This window comes from Enterobacter mori LMG 25706 (assembly GCF_000211415.1).
GTDB lineage: Bacteria > Pseudomonadota > Gammaproteobacteria > Enterobacterales > Enterobacteriaceae > Enterobacter > Enterobacter mori.
Genome location: NZ_AEXB01000130.1, coordinates 1 through 17,064 on the forward strand (window position 1 = coordinate 1; position 17,064 = coordinate 17,064).

A 17,064-nucleotide genomic window follows, 5' to 3' on the forward strand; every position below is an offset into this window, starting at 1 on the left:
TCGATAATATTCGCCCCGTTCACACGATTCCTCTGTAGTTCAGTCGGTAGAACGGCGGACTGTTAATCCGTATGTCACTGGTTCGAGTCCAGTCAGAGGAGCCAAATTTGAAAAGCCTGCTTTTAAAGCAGGCTTTTTGCTTTTCTGCGGCGGGTAAAATTGTCGGGTGGCGGCTTCGCCTTACCCGACCTACAAGATAAATGCAAAACGGCAACCTGGTTGCCGTTTTTAGTGTTTGCACCCTCTCCCTGTGGGAGAGGGCCGGGGTGAGAGCGAGGTAAAAGCAAAACAGCAACCCTGTTGCCGTTTTTAGTGTTTGCTCCCTCTCCCTGTGGGAGAGGGCATCAGACCGCACCTCACCCCCCAAATTTGATCCCGTCACACAATTTTCACAAAAACGCTTGCCGTGAATTTGCAGTTTATTGATAATGATTATCATTGTTACATTGATTGTTATTTATAAACATTATGTCACGTACGGATAACAGCGCGGCAACGCCAATAAAAACACACACAGCGCCTTCCCCCACCTCCACTGATCGCCGTATCGACAGCAAAACCCTGCTCGGTGATGAGGGGCGGGTCATTATCGAGCATGACGGCCAGCACTATCTTCTGCGCCAGACCCATGCCGGAAAACTGATCCTGACTAAATAAACAACACGATAATTTCGCCAGCCACCCAGGTTATCCCCAGGCAGCCAGCGCTTTTCAATTCTTATGGAGAGTTGCTATGCCACACCTGCATTCCACGTCTTTACGTCCGTCACTTCTGGCGCTGGCGATTGTCAGCACCCTGCCGGGGGCTGCGTTTGCTGCCACAGACGACATCACCGTAACCGCCACCGGCAACGCCCGCAGCGCCTTTGAGGCGCCGATGATGGTTAGCGTCATTGACGCCACCGCCCCGGAAAACCAGACCGCCAGCTCTGCCGCCGACCTGCTGCGCAAGGTACCCGGCCTGACGCTGGACGGCACCGGCCGCACGAATGGTCAGGACGTCAACCTGCGCGGTTACGACCGTCGCGGCGTGCTGGTCCTGGTCGACGGCGTACGTCAGGGAACCGATACCGGCCACCTCAACAGCACCTTCCTCGACCCGGCGCTGATCAAACGTATTGAAGTGGTGCGCGGTCCTTCCGCTCTGCTGTACGGCAGCGGCGCATTGGGTGGCGTGATTTCCTATGACACCGCCGACGCCAACGATCTGCTCGAGCCGGGCAAGAACAGCGGCTACCGCGTGTTTGGTACGGGCGCGACGGGCGATCACAGCATCGGAATGGGTGCCAGCGCCTACGGCCGTACCGAGACGCTGGACGGTCTGGTGGCATGGTCGAGCCGGGATCGCGGTGATATTCGCCAGAGTGACGGTGCAACGGCGCCTAACGACGAATCCATTAATAACATGCTGGCAAAAGGGAGCTGGAAAATCGACCCGGCTCAAACCCTGAGCGGCTCCCTGCGCTACTACAACAACGACGCGCAGGAGCCGAAAAACCCGCAAACCACCGACGCGTCCGACAGCAGCAACCCCATGACCGACCGCTCCACCATCCAGCGTGATGCGCAGCTTGGCTACCACCTTGCCCCGGAAGGTAACGACTGGCTGAACGCCGATGCAAAAGTCTACTGGTCCGAAGCGCGCATTAACGCCCAGAACGTCGACGGCACCGGCGAGTTCCGCAAGCAGACCACCAAAGGCGGTAAAGTGGAAAACCGCACCCGTCTGTTCAGCGACTCCTTCGCGTCTCATCTCCTGACCTACGGTGGCGAATACTATCGTCAGGAGCAACGCCCGGGCGGTGCGACAACCGGCTTCCCGAATGCCAAAATCGATTTCAGCTCCGGCTGGCTGCAGGATGAGATCACCCTGCGCGATCTGCCCGTGACCCTGCTGGGCGGTACGCGCTACGACAATTATCGCGGCAGCAGCGAGGGTTACGACGATGTGGATGCCGATAAGTGGTCATCCCGTGCCGGGTTAACCATCAGCCCAACCGACTGGCTGATGCTGTTCGGCTCTTATGCGCAGGCCTTCCGCGCGCCGACCATGGGCGAGATGTATAACGATGCGAAACATTTCTCCATCGGCAGCTTCTACACCAACTACTGGGTACCCAACCCGAACCTGCGCCCGGAAACCAACAAAACCCAGGAGTTCGGTTTTGGTCTGCGCTTTGACGATCTGATGCTTGCCAACGATGCGCTGGAGTTTAAGGCCAGCTATTTCGATACCAAAGCCAAAGACTACATCTCTACCACCGTCGATTTTGCCGCGGCGACCACCATGTCCTATAACGTCCCCGACGCCAAAATCTGGGGATGGGACGTAATGGCGAAATACTCCGCCGACCTGTTCAACCTCGACGTGGCCTACAACCGCACGCGCGGCAAAGACACCAACACCGGCGAGTATATCTCCAGCATTAACCCGGACACCGTCACCAGCAAGCTGGATATCCCGGTGGCGCAAAGCGGGTTTTCCGTCGGCTGGATCGGTACTTTTGTCGATCGCTCAACGCATATCAGCAGCAGCTACAGTAAACAGCCGGGCTATGCGGTCAATGATTTCTACGTCAGCTATAAAGGTCAGGAACAGCTCAAAGGCGTGACCACCACGCTGGTGCTAGGCAACGCCTTCGACAAAGCGTACTGGTCACCGCAGGGGATCCCGCAGGACGGTCGTAACGGTAAGATTTTCGTGAGTTATCAGTGGTAACGCATATTGAGAAGGAAGAGACAATGAATCACTACACACGCTGGCTTGAGTTAAAAGAAGACAATCCGGGTAAATACGCGCGCGACATCGCAGGGTTAATGAACATCAGCGAAGCGGAGCTGACCTTTGCCCGCGTAGGTCATGACGCCTGGCGACTGCACGGTGAAATCCGCGAGATTTTAGGCGCGCTGGAAGCCGTGGGCGAAACCCGGTGTATCTGCCGCAACGAATACGCCGTGCACGAGCAGGTCGGGAGCTTTACCAACCAGCACCTGAACGGCCACGCCGGGCTGGTGCTGAACCCGCGCGCGCTGGATCTGCGCCTGTTCCTCAACCAGTGGGCGAGCGTGTTTCACATCAGCGAAACCACCGCGCGCGGTGAGCGTCAGAGCATTCAGTTTTTCGATCGTCAGGGCGATGCCCTGCTGAAGGTGTATACCACGGACAATACCGACGTCTCTGCCTGGGGCGACGTGTTGACCCGTTTTATCTTTGCCGATAACCCGCCGCTTGAGCTGAAGGCCGCCGATGCCCCGGCTCACGCTGAGAATGCGGATGGCGCGCGTGTGGACAAAGAGTGGCGCGCCATGACCGACGTTCATCAGTTCTTCAGCCTGTTGAAGCGCCATAACCTCAGCCGTCAGCAGGCGTTTCGTCTGGTGGGCGACGACCTCGCCTGCAAAGTTGAGAACAGCGCGCTGGGGCAGTTGCTGGAAACGGCACGTCAGGACGGTAACGAAATCATGGTCTTCGTAGGCAACCGCGGCTGCGTGCAGATCTTCACCGGCGCGGTGGAAAAAGTCGTACCGATGAAAGGCTGGCTGAATATCTTTAACCCCGCCTTTACGCTGCATCTGCTGGAAGACGCCGTCGCGGAGAGCTGGGTAACGCGCAAGCCGACCGCAGATGGCCACGTCACCAGCCTGGAACTGTTTGCCGCCGACGGTACGCAAATCGCCCAGCTGTATGGCCAGCGTACCGAAGGCGAGCCGGAGCAGAGCCAGTGGCGCAGCCAGATTGACGCCCTGACGCCAAAAGGGATGGCCGCATGAAAAGCTGGTTTGCCCTGCTGAGCGCCCTGCCTCTGGTGGCGTTTGCCGCCACGCAGGAGAAAATTGTCACCCTCGGCGGCGACGTCACGGAGATCGTTTATGCCCTTGGCGCAGAGTCTTCTCTGGTCGCGCGCGACAGCACCAGCCAATGGCCGCAGGCGGCGAACGACCTGCCAGACGTGGGTTATCTGCGCCAGCTTAATGCGGAGGGAATTTTGTCCATGCGTCCCACGCTGGTGCTGGCGAGCGCTCAGGCTCAGCCCTCTCTGGCACTGAAGCAGGTTGAGCAAAGCCGCGTCAGGGTGGTCACCGTTCCCGCCAGTAACGCCCTGAGCGTGATTGACGAGAAAGTCCGGACGATCGCCGAAGCAACGCACCAGCAGGCGCAGGGAGAAATCCTGCGCAAAACGCTGCGTGCGGAGCTGGCCGCACTGCCTGGGTCGTCGCTGAACAAGCGGGTGCTGTTTATTCTTAACCACGGCGGGATGACCGCCATGGCTGCCGGGCAGCAGACCGGCGCGGATGCCGCCATCCGTGCGGCAGGTTTACAGAACGCTATGCAGGGATTTTCCCGCTATCAGCCGCTGTCGCAGGAGGGCGTGATTGCCAGCCAGCCCGACCTGGTGGTGATTTCGCAGGACGGTGTGCGGGCGCTGGGCGGTGAAGAAAATCTGTGGACGCTGCCGGGTCTGGCGCAAACGCCAGCCGGGCGGAACAGACAGATGCTGGCGATTGATGACATGGCGCTGCTGGGCTTTAGCGTGCGAACGCCGAAAGCGATCCAGCAGCTGCGCGCCAAAGCGGAGCAACTCCCCTGATGTCCCGACGGGTTACGGTTTCACTGTGGCTGCTGGCTGCCCTGCTCTCCCTTTTGACGTTCACGGCCACCGGCTTTGGTGCGTTGCGCCTGCCGGTCAGCCTGCTGTGGAACGGCAGCGACGAGGCGCTGCGTCAAATCTGGCTGACGATCCGCCTGCCTCGCGTGCTGCTGGCGCTGGTCATCGGCGGGTCGCTGGCGTTGGCGGGGTGTGTGATGCAAGGACTGTTTCGCAATCCCCTGGCGGATCCGGGTTTGCTCGGCATCAGCAGCGGCGCGGCGCTGGCGGTCGCGCTGTGGGTCGTTCTTCCGCTCTCGTTACCTGCCCTGGTGATGCTCTACGCCCCGATGCTGGCAGCCTTTCTCGGCGCGCTGGCAGCGACCGTTGCGATCTTCCTGCTCAGCCAACAGCGTAACAGCTCCCTGTCACGTCTGTTACTGGTTGGCATTGCAATAAATGCCCTGTGCGGCGCGGCGGTCGGCGTCCTCTCCTGGGTGAGTAACGATGCGCAGCTTCGCCAGCTTTCGCTCTGGGGAATGGGCAGCCTCGGTCAGGCACAGTGGTCGACACTGCTGGCCGTTACCTCGCTGATGGTGCCCACCGTTCTGGTTATCTGGCGGCTGGCGAACGCGCTCAACGTGCTGCAACTCGGTGATGAGGAAGCGCACTACCTGGGTGTGGATGTCGCCGTCGTACAGCGGATCCTGCTGCTGTGCAGCGCCCTGCTGGTTGCTGCCGCAGTGGCGGTCAGCGGCGTGATCGGCTTTGTGGGGCTGGTGGTACCGCATCTGATGCGTATGTGGCTGGGCGCTGATCACCGGGCCGCGATCCCCGGCTCGGTCCTCGCCGGAGCTTCGCTGCTGTTGGTTGCGGATACGGCCGCGCGAACGCTGGTCGCGCCAGCAGAAATGCCGGTTGGTTTACTGACCAGCCTTCTTGGCGCCCCCTGGTTTCTCTGGCTTATTTTCCATCGTGGAGGGCAACATGGCTGACCGCTATTGCGCTGAAAATATTGTTTTTCAGGCGGGACGACGCACGATAATCAACGACATTTCGCTGTCATTGTCGCAGGGTGAACTGATCGCGTTAATTGGCCCGAACGGTGCCGGGAAATCGACGTTATTACGGCTGTTAACGGGTTATCTCAAGCCTGCCAGCGGGCACTGTCTTCTGGCGGGGAAACCCCTCAGCGCATGGCGTCCGGACGCGCTTTCCCGCCAGCGGGCGGTAATGCGACAAAACACGCAACTGGGATTTGACTGGCCGGTGGAGGCCGTTGTCGGCATGGGCCGCGCCCCGTGGACGCGCACGCCTGAAGCGGCAGTGATTCAGGAAATCATGCGGATCACCGAATGTTTACCGCTTGCCGGAAGGCAATTTGCGGCGCTTTCCGGTGGCGAACAGCAGCGTGTCCAGCTTGCGCGCGCGCTGGCCCAGCTCTGGTGCGACGGTGCTCCGCGCGGCTGGCTGTTCCTGGATGAACCCACCTCCGCGCTGGATCTCTACCATCAGCAGTATCTGCTGCGGCTGTTAAGATCGCTGACCCGTCAAAAAGATCTGCACGTCTGCGTGGTGCTGCACGATCTCAATCTGGCGGCGCTGTGGGCAGACAGGATCCTGTTGTTGCATAACGGCAGGCTGGTCGCCGGAGGCACCCCGGAGGCCGTCCTGCAGGCCGATGCGCTGGCCCACTGGTATGGCGCACAGCTGCACGTGGGTCAACATCCGGCTCACGCCGCGCCGCAGGTATTTCTCGCCCCCTAGCTTGAGCAGCTCACTTCCAGCCGCTTACCCCACTCAGGCGGGCGGCTGACGTAGTCATCGTCCCGGTCGGCAAACGGCGTGCGCAACGCCACATGCAGGCGGTGTAGCTCGTCGTACTGTCCCTGCTCTGCCTGCTCAATCGCCCGCTGCGCCAGCCAGTTGCGCAACACCATTGCGGGGTTCGCGGCCTTCATCTTCTCCTGGCGGGTTGCATCATCCACCTGCTCCTGCTGAAGCCGCGAGCGGTAGAGCGTGAACCAGTCGTCAAACGCCTGCCTGTCGATAAACTCGTCACGCAGCGGTGACGCCGCGCTGTTCTGCTCCGTCTGGCTCAGCATCCGGATGGTGCGGGTGTAGTCACTCCCTTCCCGCGCCATCAGCGCAAACAAGGTGTTCAGTAATTCGTTATCGCCCTTCTCCTGGGTCAGCAGGCCCAGCTTGTTGCGCATCAGCGCACCATACTCCCGCAGCAGAACCTCCTGATAGCCGTCGAGCGCATCGTTCAGGGCATCGACGTCAATAAAAGGCGACAGGCTTTGCGCAAGGCGTTGTAGATTCCACAACCCTACAGCAGGCTGATTATCAAAACTGTAGCGTCCCTGATAGTCCGAATGGTTACAGATGTAACCCGGCTGGTAATCATCAAGGAAGCCATACGGACCGTAATCGAAGGTGAGTCCCAGAAGGGACATGTTATCGGTATTCATGACCCCGTGTGCAAACCCGACGGTCTGCCAACGTGCAATCATTGAGGCGGTACGGGAGACGATATCGCGGAACCAGAGAACATACTTTTCCGCTTCGCCCTGCAACTGTGGCCAGTGGCGGCGAATGGCATAGTCTGCAAGCTGTCGGACTTTTTCCGGCTCGCGGTGATAGTAAAAGTGTTCAAAATGACCAAAGCGCAGATGGCTTTCAGCGATGCGGACCAGCATTGCCCCCTGCTCCATCGTCTCACGCGCAACCGGCGTGTCGCTGGTAACAATGGACAGCGCGCGCGTGGTAGGGATCCCCAGCGCATGCATGGCTTCCGACGCCAGGCTTTCGCGGATCGTTGAGCGCAGCACCGCGCGCCCGTCGCCCATTCGCGAATAGGGGGTAAGACCCGCACCTTTCAGATGCCAGTCAACCGTCTCCCCGTTGGGAAGCTGTTGTTCACCGAGCAGGATCCCCCGGCCGTCACCCAGTTGCCCCGCCCAGACGCCAAACTGGTGGCCGCTGTAGACCTGAGCCAGTGGCTGCATGCCCGCCAAAAGCGTTTCGCCACCCCAGACGCCAGCCCCTTCTGCAGGCGGGAACAGGTCAGGCGGGATCGCCAGTTCGTCAGCCAGCGGCGCGTTATGCCAGATAAGACGGGAATGGTGTAACGGTGTAGGTTTGAGTGCGGTATAAAAGCCAGGCAACTCGTCATGCCAGTGTGCAGTAAAAGACAGGGTCATAGGTCCTCCTGCTTTTAGTGTAGAGGGTTTAGCGGGTCTTAAACACGGGCGAAGAGAAGGGTTATCATTGAACGAGCGTTGTCACCTGCTCTGCCGGTACGGCAGGCCAGAGACTTCCCTGCATCGCGCCAAAATTAAACGTCAGCACGCGCTGCAACAGGCTGTGATCGTCAATCCCGGATACCATAACCGACTGGCAGTGTGGGGTGATTTGCCAGAGAATAGCGCGCATAAAGGGCTCAAAAGAAAGCGCTGCAGCCCGCTGCTGGATAAAACCCTTGTCCAGTATTACGCGCTTAAACAAACCGTCATAAACCGCTTTGAGAGATGCTGCACCTGCGCCAAAGTTTGTCAGCACTAAAGGAAAATGGATTGCCATTCTCGCCAGGTTCAGATCATCTTTTCCATTATTTAAACCTGGATAGTTCTCATTAACAGTAAACTCAAGAAAAGGATAGCGCTCAAGTAATGGAACAGCATTTCCATTCGTTAATAAAAACTCAACTATTACAGGTGTAATATTGATCCATGCAATTAACTGGTGCTGAATAAAGAACAGTTTACAGGTGTCGAGCAATTGCAGTTTCTCTTGAAACAGCGCTAACTCTTCTGCAGGTGAAAGACGCGGGATAACCAGTTCAGTAGGGATCCTCACTTCCGTGTCAACGCCAGCAAAGTTAACCACAAGCTCTAAACCTTTAAGCTCCCCGGCGCTATTACGCGCAGGCTGCAGCAAAAGTTCAGACTTGTAGGCATTATCTAGCGTAATAATCATTGCACTCGCCCCGCATTAAAGATGAGAGAGGACATCCTGGAGCAATTGACGACACAATTCCACTGTCTTGATTTTAATAAGATTAATTTCATCAGTTCCGTAATATTTTTCAGATTTATCCCTGAATCTAAATTAATCTTATCCTGGTTGCTGTGTAATAGCCAGTTTTAGATAAAACAGATACATCTGGACATAACTAATTCTTCGTAAATTTAACTTTAATCATCTTATATGATTAAAAGCGGCATAGTTTAATAGTTACCCTGCCGCCAGCGTTAAGCCGTCAAGGTGCGACTAAATACGCCGCGCCTGCCAGAAATTTTTACGCCAGTAGACATTATCGAGCGAAGAGCGCATCACCCCACGGCTGGTCGAAGCATGAATAAACTGGTTATCCGTATCGTAAATGCCAACATGGAGACCGCTTTCACCCGAACCGGTTTTGAAAAAGACCAGGTCGCCAGGCAGTAACTCATCTTTGTTGATTTCCGTGCCTATTTCAGCTTGCTTGCGCGTTTCACGCGGAAGCTGCAAATCAAACTTATCGCGAAAGGTCATTAGCACAAAACCAGAACAGTCCACGCCGCCGCGACTCATACCGCCGTAGCGATAAGGCGTGCCGCGCCAGTTGCTTAACTGGTCGTTCAGGCTGGCAATCACGGTGATTGAATCCGAGAGCCGGGCGTTAGGGGGTGGCGCACGATGGCTACTGCATCCCGCAAGAAAGAGCGCTGCCACAAAGAGAAACCAGAATCGCATGTCCAGACGAATCCTCTGTTTTTTTATTCTTTTTGTAATTTAGCGTGCAAGTAGGCTACCAGGCAAGAAACGGTTACTCTTGCGCGGTAGAAATCAGCATCTTATGCCCTTCTATGTCCAGCCTGCGAAACGACATATTGTAGGCGCGGGCAAGATTTGGAGGCGTAAGAACCTGGTCACGCGCGCCGCTGGCAATCATTTTGCCTCGCGACAGCAGCCAGACCCTGTGGGCATGACGCAGCGTGTGGTTAAGATCGTGACTGCTCATGACGACGGCTATCCCCTGACGGGACAACCCGCTTAGCAGGGTATCCAGCGCCGCCTGCTGGGCGACATCCAGACCGCTCATCGGCTCGTCCAGAAGCAGCAAGCGTCCGTGCGGATTTCCTGCCGGATGGATCTGCAGGATAACCGCGGCCAGACGCACGCGCTGCCACTCCCCACCGGAGAGCTGGCTGGCGTGACGGGTGAGTTTATCGTCTAACCCTAACCCCATCGCGACATCCGAGAGCAGCGTGGCGCTGTTTTTATCATGCAGATGCAGCATCAGATAGTGCCAGACCGGCATCGCAAACGGTGGCACCTGCTGCTGAACTAAATAGCTACGCCGATGTGCCAGCGATACCGGTGACCAGTCGGCAAGGGCGTGCCCCTGCAGCACGATCTCGCCCGGACCAGAGTTCAAGCCCGCCATGCGTGCCAGCAGCGTGCTTTTACCGGCCCCATTTGGCCCAACAAGATGCAGGATTTCTCCGGCATTGATAGCACCGGTTACCGGCTCCAGACGTCCCTTATCGGCGACGTCCGTGAGCTGCATCAGCAACGTCATTATTTCGCCAGCGCCAGCTTGATAGATTCCATGACGATCGGATCTTCAGGCGTCATATCCGGTGAGAAACGCTGGACAACCTGGCCGTCGCGACCAATCAGGAATTTTTCAAAATTCCACAGGATATCGTCAGGATAGAGCGGCGCGCGCCCTTTGCTTGCCATACGTTCATAGAAACCGCTGCCCTCTGGCGCCACGGCGGTCGGCGCTGCGGCCACCAGCTTCGCGTAGAGCGGGTGGCGGTCTTCACCGTTGACGTCGATCTTGCTGAATAGCGGGAACGTCACGCCATAGGTGGTGCTGCAGAAGGTTTTAATCTCCTCTTCGCTGCCCGGCTCCTGGCCCAGGAATTGGTTGCACGGGAAGCCCAGTACGGTGAAACCGTCTTTCCCCCAGGCTTTCTGAATGTTCTCCAGCTGTTCGTACTGCGGCGTCAGGCCACATTTAGATGCCACGTTGACGATGAGCAACACGTTGCCCTTGTAGCCTTCCAGCGTGGTTTTCTCGCCGTCAATGGTGGTCACTTCGGTATTCAGAATATCAGTCTGCATAGCATTCCCTCAGGTTGTCTTACGGGTAGTGATTTAACGTCCAGCTTTTAAGAGTAGCCAGATAAATACCGGCGCGCCCAGCGTAGCGGTCACTACACCAATCGGCAGTTCGGCTGCGCTCAGGGCGAGTCGGGCGATGATGTCAGCCACCAGCAGCGTTGCCGCCCCGGCAACCGCCGAGGCCGGAAGTAAAGTCCGATGGTCGGTAATACCGCACAGACGCAACATATGTGGGATAACCAGCCCGATAAAGCCAATCGCCCCCGCCAGCGCCACGCTCACCCCCACCATCCAGCCAATGGCAATCACCAGCGCATTGCGCCAGAAGCTAATCGGCATGCCGAGCTGGCGAGCCGACGTTTCGCCGAGCGCGAGAATATTCAGCGGCTGTGCCTGAAAAGAGGTCCACAGTATGACCGGGATCAACAGCGCCATCAGCCAGCCCTGCCGCCAGTCGACGCCGCCGAATCCGCCCATCATCCAGTACATTAGCTGGCGCAAATCGAACGACGTTGAAAAATAGACCGCCCAGGTCATTAACGCGCTGCAGATGATCCCCAGCGCCACCCCGGCAAGCAGCAGCCGACTGGTCGACAGATGCCGTCTGGCAAAACGCAGAAGAATGATGGTTATCAGCAAGGCGCCGAGAATAGCGCTAAAGCTAATGCTCCACGCTGAGAGTGCCCCGCCCCCCAGCATGACAGCCGCAATCAGCCCCACGCCAGCCCCATTCGACACGCCAAGCAGCCCGGGCTCCGCCAGCGGATTTTCAAACAGCGCCTGCATGATGGTGCCGCACAGCGCCAGCGCGGCCCCCACCAGGATCACCGCCAGCGTGCGCGGCAGGCGTATTTGCCAGACAAAAAGCTGGCCATCCGGACCCAACCAGCTTTCCGGCCCCAGCCACCTGTCGCCCGCGCACAGGCTAACGACAGCGGCCACAATGAGCAGCAGCGCAAGCAGAAGCAGGCGACGTCGATCGGAACGGTGCTGGCGATGGGCAAAATCAAGCATAGGTATGGTTTTAGTCACGTGAGATGTAATTGATTTTACGGTGGGTTTGCAGAAGAGCGCAAAGAAAAAAGGCCGCAATAGCGGCCTTTTTAGTTAGTTCATATTACTCTGCTTTAGGCGTTGCGTTTTCGACACGGCTTTTTAACTTCTGGCCGGGTCTGAAGGTCACCACGCGGCGGGCTGTAATGGGAATATCTTCCCCCGTCTTCGGGTTGCGACCCGGACGTTGGTTTTTGTCTCGCAAATCAAAATTGCCAAAACCGGAGAGTTTTACCTGCTCACCATTTTCCAGAGCACGACGGATCTCTTCGAAAAACAGCTCTACCAGCTCTTTGGCATCCCGTTTGCTAAGCCCAAGCTTATCAAACAGATATTCTGACATTTCAGCTTTTGTAAGCGCCATAGGTTCAATCCCTCAATGATGCCTGGAATCGCTCTTTTAATGCCTCTACACATCTGGCAACGGTAGCGGCAATCTCCTCTTCTTCGAGTGTACGGCTGGTATCCTGAAGGATAAGGCTAATAGCGAGGCTCTTGAAACCTTCTGCTACGCCCTTGCCGCGGTACACGTCAAATAAGTTTACGCCAACTACCTGATTTACGCCAACTTTCTTACATTCGGCCAAAATATCTGCTGCGGGCACGTTTTCAGCGACGACAACCGCGATATCACGGCGGTTCGCCGGGAAGCGTGATACGTCCTGCGCCTGAGGAATGACGCGGTCTGCAACCGGGTTCCACTCCAGCTCGAACACGATGGTACGGCCATTCAGGTCCAGCTTACGCTCCAGTTCCGGATGAACAACTCCAATGAAACCAACGCGTTTACCGTCCAAATAAATCGCCGCGCTCTGGCCCGGATGCAGGGCTGGATTCGCTTCTGCACGGAATTCAATTTCAGATAATTTACCGGTCAGATCGAGAATGGCTTCCAGATCGCCCTTCATATCGTAGAAATCAACCGTACCTTTTGCCAGATCCCAGTGCTCTTCATAGCGATTACCGCTGATAGCCCCCGCCAGCATGAGATCCTGACGGATGCCTAAATTCGCCTGAGTATCCGGTACAAAGCGCAATCCACTTTCGAAAATTCGCACGCGGTTTTGCTGACGATTCTGGTTATACACGATAGTGCCGAGCAGGCCGGTCCACAGGGACAGACGCATCGCGGACATCTCGCTGGAGATCGGGCTTGGCAGGATCAGCGCCTCCTGGCCCGGGTGTATCAGCTGCTGCAGCTTAGGATCAACAAAGCTGTAAGTGATCACTTCCTGATAGCCTTTGTCGTTGAGCATGGTTTTCACACGCTTCAGGGACAGGTCGGCTTCACGGTGGGTGCCCATCACCAGACCCGCCTGTACCGGCTCGTCAGGGATGTTGTTGTAGCCGTAAACGCGGGCCACTTCTTCCACCAGATCTTCTTCAATTTCCATGTCGAAACGCCATGATGGCGCAACGGCTTTCCACTCGTCCAGGCCTTCGGTCACTTCACAGCCCAGACGGGTCAGAATGTCGGTAACCTGTGCATCGGCAACGTGGTGGCCAATCAGGCGATCCAGCTTGCTGCGGCGCAGGGTAATGGTGGCACGCTTAGGCAGCGTCGCTTCGTTGGTCACGTCGATAACCGGACCCGCTTCGCCGCCGCAGATGTCGATCAGCAGGCGAGTCGCACGTTCCATCGCTTTGTACTGCAGAGCCGGGTCAACGCCGCGCTCGTAGCGGTGAGAGGCATCGGTATGCAGACCGTGGCGGCGTGCGCGGCCGGTAATTGAGAGTGGGCTGAAGAACGCGCATTCCAGCAGAACGTTTTGCGTTTCATCGTTCACGCCAGAGTGTTCACCCCCGAAGATACCGCCCATTGCCAGCGCTTTGCTGTGGTCAGCAATCACCAGCGTATCGGCGTTCAGTTTGGCTTCGCTGCCGTCCAGCAGAACCAGGGTTTCGCCCTCTTTCGCCATGCGCACAACGATGCCGCCGTCGATACGATCTTTATCGAACGCGTGCATCGGCTGGCCCAGCTCCAGCAGAACGTAGTTGGTTACGTCAACAACCGCATCGATTGAGCGGATACCGCAGCGACGCAGCTTCTCTTTCATCCACAGCGGCGTTGGCGCCTTAACGTTAATGCCTTTCACCACGCGGCCCAGATAGCGCGGGCAAGCATCCGCAGCCTCAACCTGGATTGGCAGCACGTCACTGATGGTCGCTTCAACCGAAGCAATCTCCGGCGCGTTCAGTTCGGTCTGGTTCAGCACGGCAACGTCACGCGCCACGCCGATGATACCTAAGCAGTCGGCACGGTTTGGCGTGACGCTGATTTCAATGGTGTTGTCGTCAAGCTTCAGGTATTCACGGATATCGGTGCCGATTGGCGCATCCAGCGGCAGCTCAATGATGCCGTTGTGGTCGTCGGAAATACCCAGCTCGGAGAAGGAGCACAGCATGCCTTCAGACGGCTCGCCGCGCAGCTTAGCCGCTTTAATTTTGAAATCGCCCGGCAACACTGCACCGACGGTTGCCACGGCCACTTTCAGCCCCTGACGGCAGTTTGGCGCGCCGCAGACGATATCCAGCAGACGGTCACCGCCCACGTTCACTTTCGTCACGCGCAGTTTGTCGGCGTTAGGGTGCTGTCCGCACTCGACCACTTCACCCACCACCACGCCGGTAAAAGCACCCGAGACAGGATCGACGCCATCAACTTCCAGACCCGCCATGGTGATCTGGTTAGAAAGTGCTTCGCTGTCGAGCGTCGTGTTCACCCATTCGCGTAACCACAGTTCACTGAATTTCATTGTTCTGTCCTGCCCTTATTTAAACTGTTTGAGGAAACGCAGATCGTTTTCGAAGAATGCACGTAAGTCGGTCACGCCGTAGCGCAGCATGGTCAGACGCTCCATGCCCATACCGAAGGCAAAGCCGGAGTACACTTCCGGATCGATACCCACGTTACGCAGCACGTTTGGATGCACCATACCGCAGCCCAGCACTTCCAGCCATTTGCCGTTTTTACCCATCACGTCAACTTCCGCAGACGGTTCGGTGAACGGGAAGTAGGACGGACGGAAACGAACCTGCAGATCTTCCTCAAAGAAGTTGTTCAGGAAATCGTGCAGCGTACCCTTCAGGTTGGTGAAGCTGATGTTTTTATCAACAATCAGACCTTCCATCTGGTGGAACATTGGGGTGTGGGTCTGATCGTAGTCGTTACGATAGACGCGGCCCGGCGCGATAATACGGATTGGCGGCTCCTGATCCTTCATGGTACGGATCTGTACGCCGGAGGTCTGAGTACGCAGCAGACGCGTAGCGTCGAACCAGAAAGTGTCGTGGTCAGCACGTGCCGGATGATGGCCAGGAATGTTCAGGGCATCGAAGTTGTGATAATCATCTTCGATTTCCGGGCCAGTCGCCACGGTAAAGCCGAGCTCACCGAAGAAACTTTCAATGCGATCGATGGTACGGGTTACCGGGTGCAGACCACCGTTTTCAATACGGCGACCGGGCAGAGAAACGTCGATGGTTTCCGCCGCCAGACGCGCATTCAGCACCGCGCTTTCGAGTTCAGCTTTACGCGCGTTCAGCGCCTGCTGTACCTGCTCCTTGGCTTCGTTAATCACCGCACCCGCTGCCGGGCGTTCTTCCGGCGGCAGCTCACGCAGGGTAGTCATTTGAAGGGTTAAATGCCCTTTCTTGCCCAGATATTCGACGCGGACATTGTCTAACGCGGCAACATCTGAGGCCTGGTTAATGGCGGCCGTTGCACTGGCAACCAGCTCTGCGAGATGTGACATGGTTTTCCTCATTATGTCGGTGCAGACACCGATTTGGTGGACTTATTCTCTCGAATTTAGACACAAAAAAAGCCTCCATCAGGAGGCTTATCTGGCGCTGTTTTTCGTTTCATCTTTCACGCGCTAGCCTCCTGAATTCAGGTGCTAAAGTAAAAGAAGAAGCGGAAAATAGCAGCATTCATGCTTGCGTTACCTTGTGTGGTAAAAACCGTGAAGACCTTATTGAAAAGCCTGAACGGGTAAAAGTCAATGTTCTGATGATGTTAAAACAAAAGAGGGAGCAAAGCTCCCTCTCTCAACTGGCTTATGCCAGTGCTGCTTTCGCTTTTTCGACCAGAGCGGTGAACGCTACTTTGTCGAATACTGCGATGTCAGCCAGGATCTTACGGTCGATTTCAACAGAGGCTTTTTTCAGGCCGTTGATGAATTTGCTGTAAGAAATACCGTTCTGACGTGCTGCTGCGTTGATACGCGCAATCCACAGTTGACGGAACTGACGCTTACGCTGACGACGGTCACGGTAAGCGTACTGACCTGCTTTGATAACAGCCTGGAAGGCAACGCGGTATACGCGTGAACGCGCACCGTAGTAGCCTTTAGCTTGTTTCAAAATTTTCTTGTGACGTGCACGTGCAATTACACCACGTTTTACGCGAGCCATGTGTGCTCTCCTGTATCTATATTCTTAGTAAAAAAATTAAACGTTAACGGCTTATGCGTACGGCAGGCACGCGATAACCAGACCCAGATCGCCTTTAGAAACAAGGCCTTTTGGACGCAGGTGACGTTTACGCTTAGTAGATTTTTTGGTCAGAATATGACGCAGGTTTGCGTGCTTACGCTTAAATCCACCACCACCGGTTTTTTTGAAGCGCTTAGCAGCACCGCGTACGGTCTTAATTTTTGGCATCTTAATAACTTCCACTTCGCATTGTTAAATAAACGAAACATAGGCGAACAAAACCTATGAAACCCGAAGGCTCCACAGATTTTGCTGCTTGAAGGCCTTACTGTTTCTTCTTAGGAGCGAGCACCATGATCATCTGGCGGCCTTCGATCTTCGTAGGGAAGGATTCGACTACTGCCAGTTCACTCAGATCTTCACGGACGCGGTTAAGCACTTCCATACCGATCTGTTGGTGGGCCATCTCACGACCGCGGAAACGCAGTGTGATCTTGGCCTTATCGCCATCTTCCAGAAAGCGAATCAGGCTGCGGAGTTTTACCTGATAATCGCCATCGTCGGTACCAGGACGGAATTTGATTTCCTTAACCTGGATAACTTTTTGCTTCTTCTTCTGTTCCTTAGAAGACTTACTCTTTTCATAAAGGAACTTGCCGTAGTCCATGATACGACAAACTGGCGGTTCGGCGTTAGGGCTGATTTCAACTAAATCTACTCCAGCTTCTTCAGCTTTTTCGATCGCTTCTCTCAGACTCACAATCCCCAGTGGTTCACCTTCAAGATCTGTTAAGCGAACTTCCTGGGCGCGAATCTCGCCATTGATACGATTCGGACGTGCCGTTTGAACTCGTTTTCCGCCTTTAAT

The 17,064-nt window shown here is 56.3% G+C and carries 19 protein-coding genes, 1 tRNA gene and 1 other annotated feature; of the genes, 7 read left to right on the forward strand and 13 right to left on the reverse strand.

Annotated features, from left to right (window positions below; all coding sequences use genetic code 11):
* The first annotated feature begins 28 nt into the window (after positions 1-28).
* From ENTMO_RS0100290 to ENTMO_RS0100320, 7 genes are all read left to right on the forward strand, one after another.
* Positions 29-104: transfer RNA gene (locus tag ENTMO_RS0100290), tRNA-Asn, on the forward strand.
* A gap of 364 nt (positions 105-468) precedes the next feature.
* A complete protein-coding gene (hemP, locus tag ENTMO_RS0100295; protein ID WP_010426061.1) occupies positions 469-657 on the forward strand; it encodes a hemin uptake protein HemP in 189 nt (62 codons plus the stop codon).
* Between the two features lie 76 nt (positions 658-733).
* Positions 734-2,719 carry a TonB-dependent hemoglobin/transferrin/lactoferrin family receptor gene (locus ENTMO_RS0100300; RefSeq protein ID WP_010426064.1) on the forward strand — a complete coding sequence of 662 codons (1,986 nt, stop codon included), beginning with the start codon at positions 734-736 and terminating at the stop codon, positions 2,717-2,719.
* Between the two features lie 23 nt (positions 2,720-2,742).
* Complete coding sequence (gene chuS / locus ENTMO_RS0100305) at positions 2,743-3,771, forward strand: hematinate-forming heme oxygenase ChuS (RefSeq protein WP_010426066.1); 1,029 nt, start codon at positions 2,743-2,745, stop codon at positions 3,769-3,771.
* A complete protein-coding gene (locus ENTMO_RS0100310) occupies positions 3,768-4,589 on the forward strand; it encodes a heme/hemin ABC transporter substrate-binding protein (RefSeq protein ID WP_010426067.1) in 822 nt (273 codons plus the stop codon). Before chuS ends, ENTMO_RS0100310 begins: the two co-directional genes overlap by 4 nt.
* Positions 4,589-5,581: a FecCD family ABC transporter permease gene (locus tag ENTMO_RS0100315; protein WP_010426068.1), complete on the forward strand. Its 993-nt coding sequence runs from the start codon at positions 4,589-4,591 to the stop codon at positions 5,579-5,581. The genes ENTMO_RS0100310 and ENTMO_RS0100315 overlap by 1 nt, the downstream gene beginning before the upstream one ends.
* A complete protein-coding gene (locus ENTMO_RS0100320) occupies positions 5,574-6,353 on the forward strand; it encodes a heme ABC transporter ATP-binding protein (RefSeq protein WP_010426070.1) in 780 nt (259 codons plus the stop codon). The genes ENTMO_RS0100315 and ENTMO_RS0100320 overlap by 8 nt, the downstream gene beginning before the upstream one ends.
* Here ENTMO_RS0100320 and selO read toward each other — a convergent pair.
* From selO to infC, 13 genes are all read right to left on the reverse strand, one after another.
* A complete protein-coding gene (gene selO / locus ENTMO_RS0100325; protein ID WP_010426071.1) occupies positions 6,350-7,792 on the reverse strand; it encodes a protein adenylyltransferase SelO in 1,443 nt (480 codons plus the stop codon). The genes ENTMO_RS0100320 and selO overlap by 4 nt on opposite strands.
* Before the next feature lie 64 nt (positions 7,793-7,856).
* Positions 7,857-8,567 (reverse strand): EAL domain-containing protein, encoded by a 711-nt coding sequence (locus ENTMO_RS0100330; RefSeq protein ID WP_010426072.1) that lies wholly within the window; start codon positions 8,565-8,567, stop codon positions 7,857-7,859.
* Positions 8,568-8,861: 294 nt separating this feature from the next.
* Positions 8,862-9,326: an NlpC/P60 family protein gene (locus ENTMO_RS0100335; protein ID WP_010426073.1), complete on the reverse strand. Its 465-nt coding sequence runs from the start codon at positions 9,324-9,326 to the stop codon at positions 8,862-8,864.
* 73 nt (positions 9,327-9,399) lie between these two features.
* Complete coding sequence (gene btuD / locus ENTMO_RS0100340) at positions 9,400-10,155, reverse strand: vitamin B12 ABC transporter ATP-binding protein BtuD (protein ID WP_010426074.1); 756 nt, start codon at positions 10,153-10,155, stop codon at positions 9,400-9,402.
* Complete coding sequence (locus ENTMO_RS0100345; RefSeq protein WP_010426075.1) at positions 10,155-10,706, reverse strand: glutathione peroxidase; 552 nt, start codon at positions 10,704-10,706, stop codon at positions 10,155-10,157. Before ENTMO_RS0100345 ends, btuD begins: the two co-directional genes overlap by 1 nt.
* A gap of 33 nt (positions 10,707-10,739) precedes the next feature.
* Positions 10,740-11,720, reverse strand: coding sequence for a vitamin B12 ABC transporter permease BtuC (gene btuC, locus ENTMO_RS0100350; RefSeq protein ID WP_010426088.1), 981 nt, complete (start codon positions 11,718-11,720; stop codon positions 10,740-10,742).
* 103 nt (positions 11,721-11,823) lie between these two features.
* Entirely contained in the window at positions 11,824-12,123 is a 300-nt protein-coding gene (gene ihfA / locus ENTMO_RS0100355; protein WP_003857805.1) for an integration host factor subunit alpha, read from the reverse strand.
* 4 nt (positions 12,124-12,127) lie between these two features.
* On the reverse strand, positions 12,128-14,515 hold the full coding sequence (gene pheT, locus ENTMO_RS0100360) for a phenylalanine--tRNA ligase subunit beta (RefSeq protein ID WP_010426089.1): 2,388 nt from the start codon (positions 14,513-14,515) through the stop codon (positions 12,128-12,130).
* A gap of 15 nt (positions 14,516-14,530) precedes the next feature.
* Positions 14,531-15,514, reverse strand: a complete 984-nt coding sequence (gene pheS / locus ENTMO_RS0100365; RefSeq protein WP_010426091.1) for a phenylalanine--tRNA ligase subunit alpha — start codon at positions 15,512-15,514, stop codon at positions 14,531-14,533.
* A gap of 62 nt (positions 15,515-15,576) precedes the next feature.
* Positions 15,577-15,701: a sequence feature (Phe leader region), on the reverse strand.
* On the reverse strand, positions 15,652-15,696 hold the full coding sequence (pheM, locus tag ENTMO_RS26020; protein WP_001386830.1) for a pheST operon leader peptide PheM: 45 nt from the start codon (positions 15,694-15,696) through the stop codon (positions 15,652-15,654). Its footprint overlaps the feature before it by 45 nt.
* Positions 15,702-15,818: 117 nt before the next feature.
* Positions 15,819-16,175: a 50S ribosomal protein L20 gene (gene rplT / locus ENTMO_RS0100370; RefSeq protein ID WP_000124850.1), complete on the reverse strand. Its 357-nt coding sequence runs from the start codon at positions 16,173-16,175 to the stop codon at positions 15,819-15,821.
* A 51-nt stretch (positions 16,176-16,226) separates the two neighbouring features.
* A complete protein-coding gene (rpmI, locus tag ENTMO_RS0100375; RefSeq protein WP_003030583.1) occupies positions 16,227-16,424 on the reverse strand; it encodes a 50S ribosomal protein L35 in 198 nt (65 codons plus the stop codon).
* Positions 16,425-16,521: 97 nt separating this feature from the next.
* Positions 16,522-17,064: a translation initiation factor IF-3 gene (gene infC, locus ENTMO_RS0100380; protein ID WP_059443439.1), complete on the reverse strand. Its 543-nt coding sequence runs from the start codon at positions 17,062-17,064 to the stop codon at positions 16,522-16,524.

Excerpts from the sequence above, each read along its gene's own strand:
- hemP (WP_010426061.1), top strand. The coding sequence starts at position 469 with ATGTCACGTACGGATAACAGCGCGGCAACGCCAATAAAAACACACACA.
- ENTMO_RS0100300 (WP_010426064.1), top strand. The coding sequence starts at position 734 with ATGCCACACCTGCATTCCACGTCTTTACGTCCGTCACTTCTGGCGCTG.
- chuS (WP_010426066.1), top strand. The coding sequence starts at position 2,743 with ATGAATCACTACACACGCTGGCTTGAGTTAAAAGAAGACAATCCGGGT.
- ENTMO_RS0100310 (WP_010426067.1), top strand. The coding sequence starts at position 3,768 with ATGAAAAGCTGGTTTGCCCTGCTGAGCGCCCTGCCTCTGGTGGCGTTT.
- ENTMO_RS0100315 (WP_010426068.1), top strand. The coding sequence starts at position 4,589 with ATGTCCCGACGGGTTACGGTTTCACTGTGGCTGCTGGCTGCCCTGCTC.
- ENTMO_RS0100320 (WP_010426070.1), top strand. The coding sequence starts at position 5,574 with ATGGCTGACCGCTATTGCGCTGAAAATATTGTTTTTCAGGCGGGACGA.
- selO (WP_010426071.1), bottom strand. The coding sequence starts at position 7,792 with ATGACCCTGTCTTTTACTGCACACTGGCATGACGAGTTGCCTGGCTTT.
- ENTMO_RS0100330 (WP_010426072.1), bottom strand. The coding sequence starts at position 8,567 with ATGATTATTACGCTAGATAATGCCTACAAGTCTGAACTTTTGCTGCAG.
- ENTMO_RS0100335 (WP_010426073.1), bottom strand. The coding sequence starts at position 9,326 with ATGCGATTCTGGTTTCTCTTTGTGGCAGCGCTCTTTCTTGCGGGATGC.
- btuD (WP_010426074.1), bottom strand. The coding sequence starts at position 10,155 with ATGACGTTGCTGATGCAGCTCACGGACGTCGCCGATAAGGGACGTCTG.
- ENTMO_RS0100345 (WP_010426075.1), bottom strand. The coding sequence starts at position 10,706 with ATGCAGACTGATATTCTGAATACCGAAGTGACCACCATTGACGGCGAG.
- btuC (WP_010426088.1), bottom strand. The coding sequence starts at position 11,720 with ATGCTTGATTTTGCCCATCGCCAGCACCGTTCCGATCGACGTCGCCTG.
- ihfA (WP_003857805.1), bottom strand. The coding sequence starts at position 12,123 with ATGGCGCTTACAAAAGCTGAAATGTCAGAATATCTGTTTGATAAGCTT.
- pheT (WP_010426089.1), bottom strand. The coding sequence starts at position 14,515 with ATGAAATTCAGTGAACTGTGGTTACGCGAATGGGTGAACACGACGCTC.
- pheS (WP_010426091.1), bottom strand. The coding sequence starts at position 15,514 with ATGTCACATCTCGCAGAGCTGGTTGCCAGTGCAACGGCCGCCATTAAC.
- rplT (WP_000124850.1), bottom strand. The coding sequence starts at position 16,175 with ATGGCTCGCGTAAAACGTGGTGTAATTGCACGTGCACGTCACAAGAAA.
- rpmI (WP_003030583.1), bottom strand. The coding sequence starts at position 16,424 with ATGCCAAAAATTAAGACCGTACGCGGTGCTGCTAAGCGCTTCAAAAAA.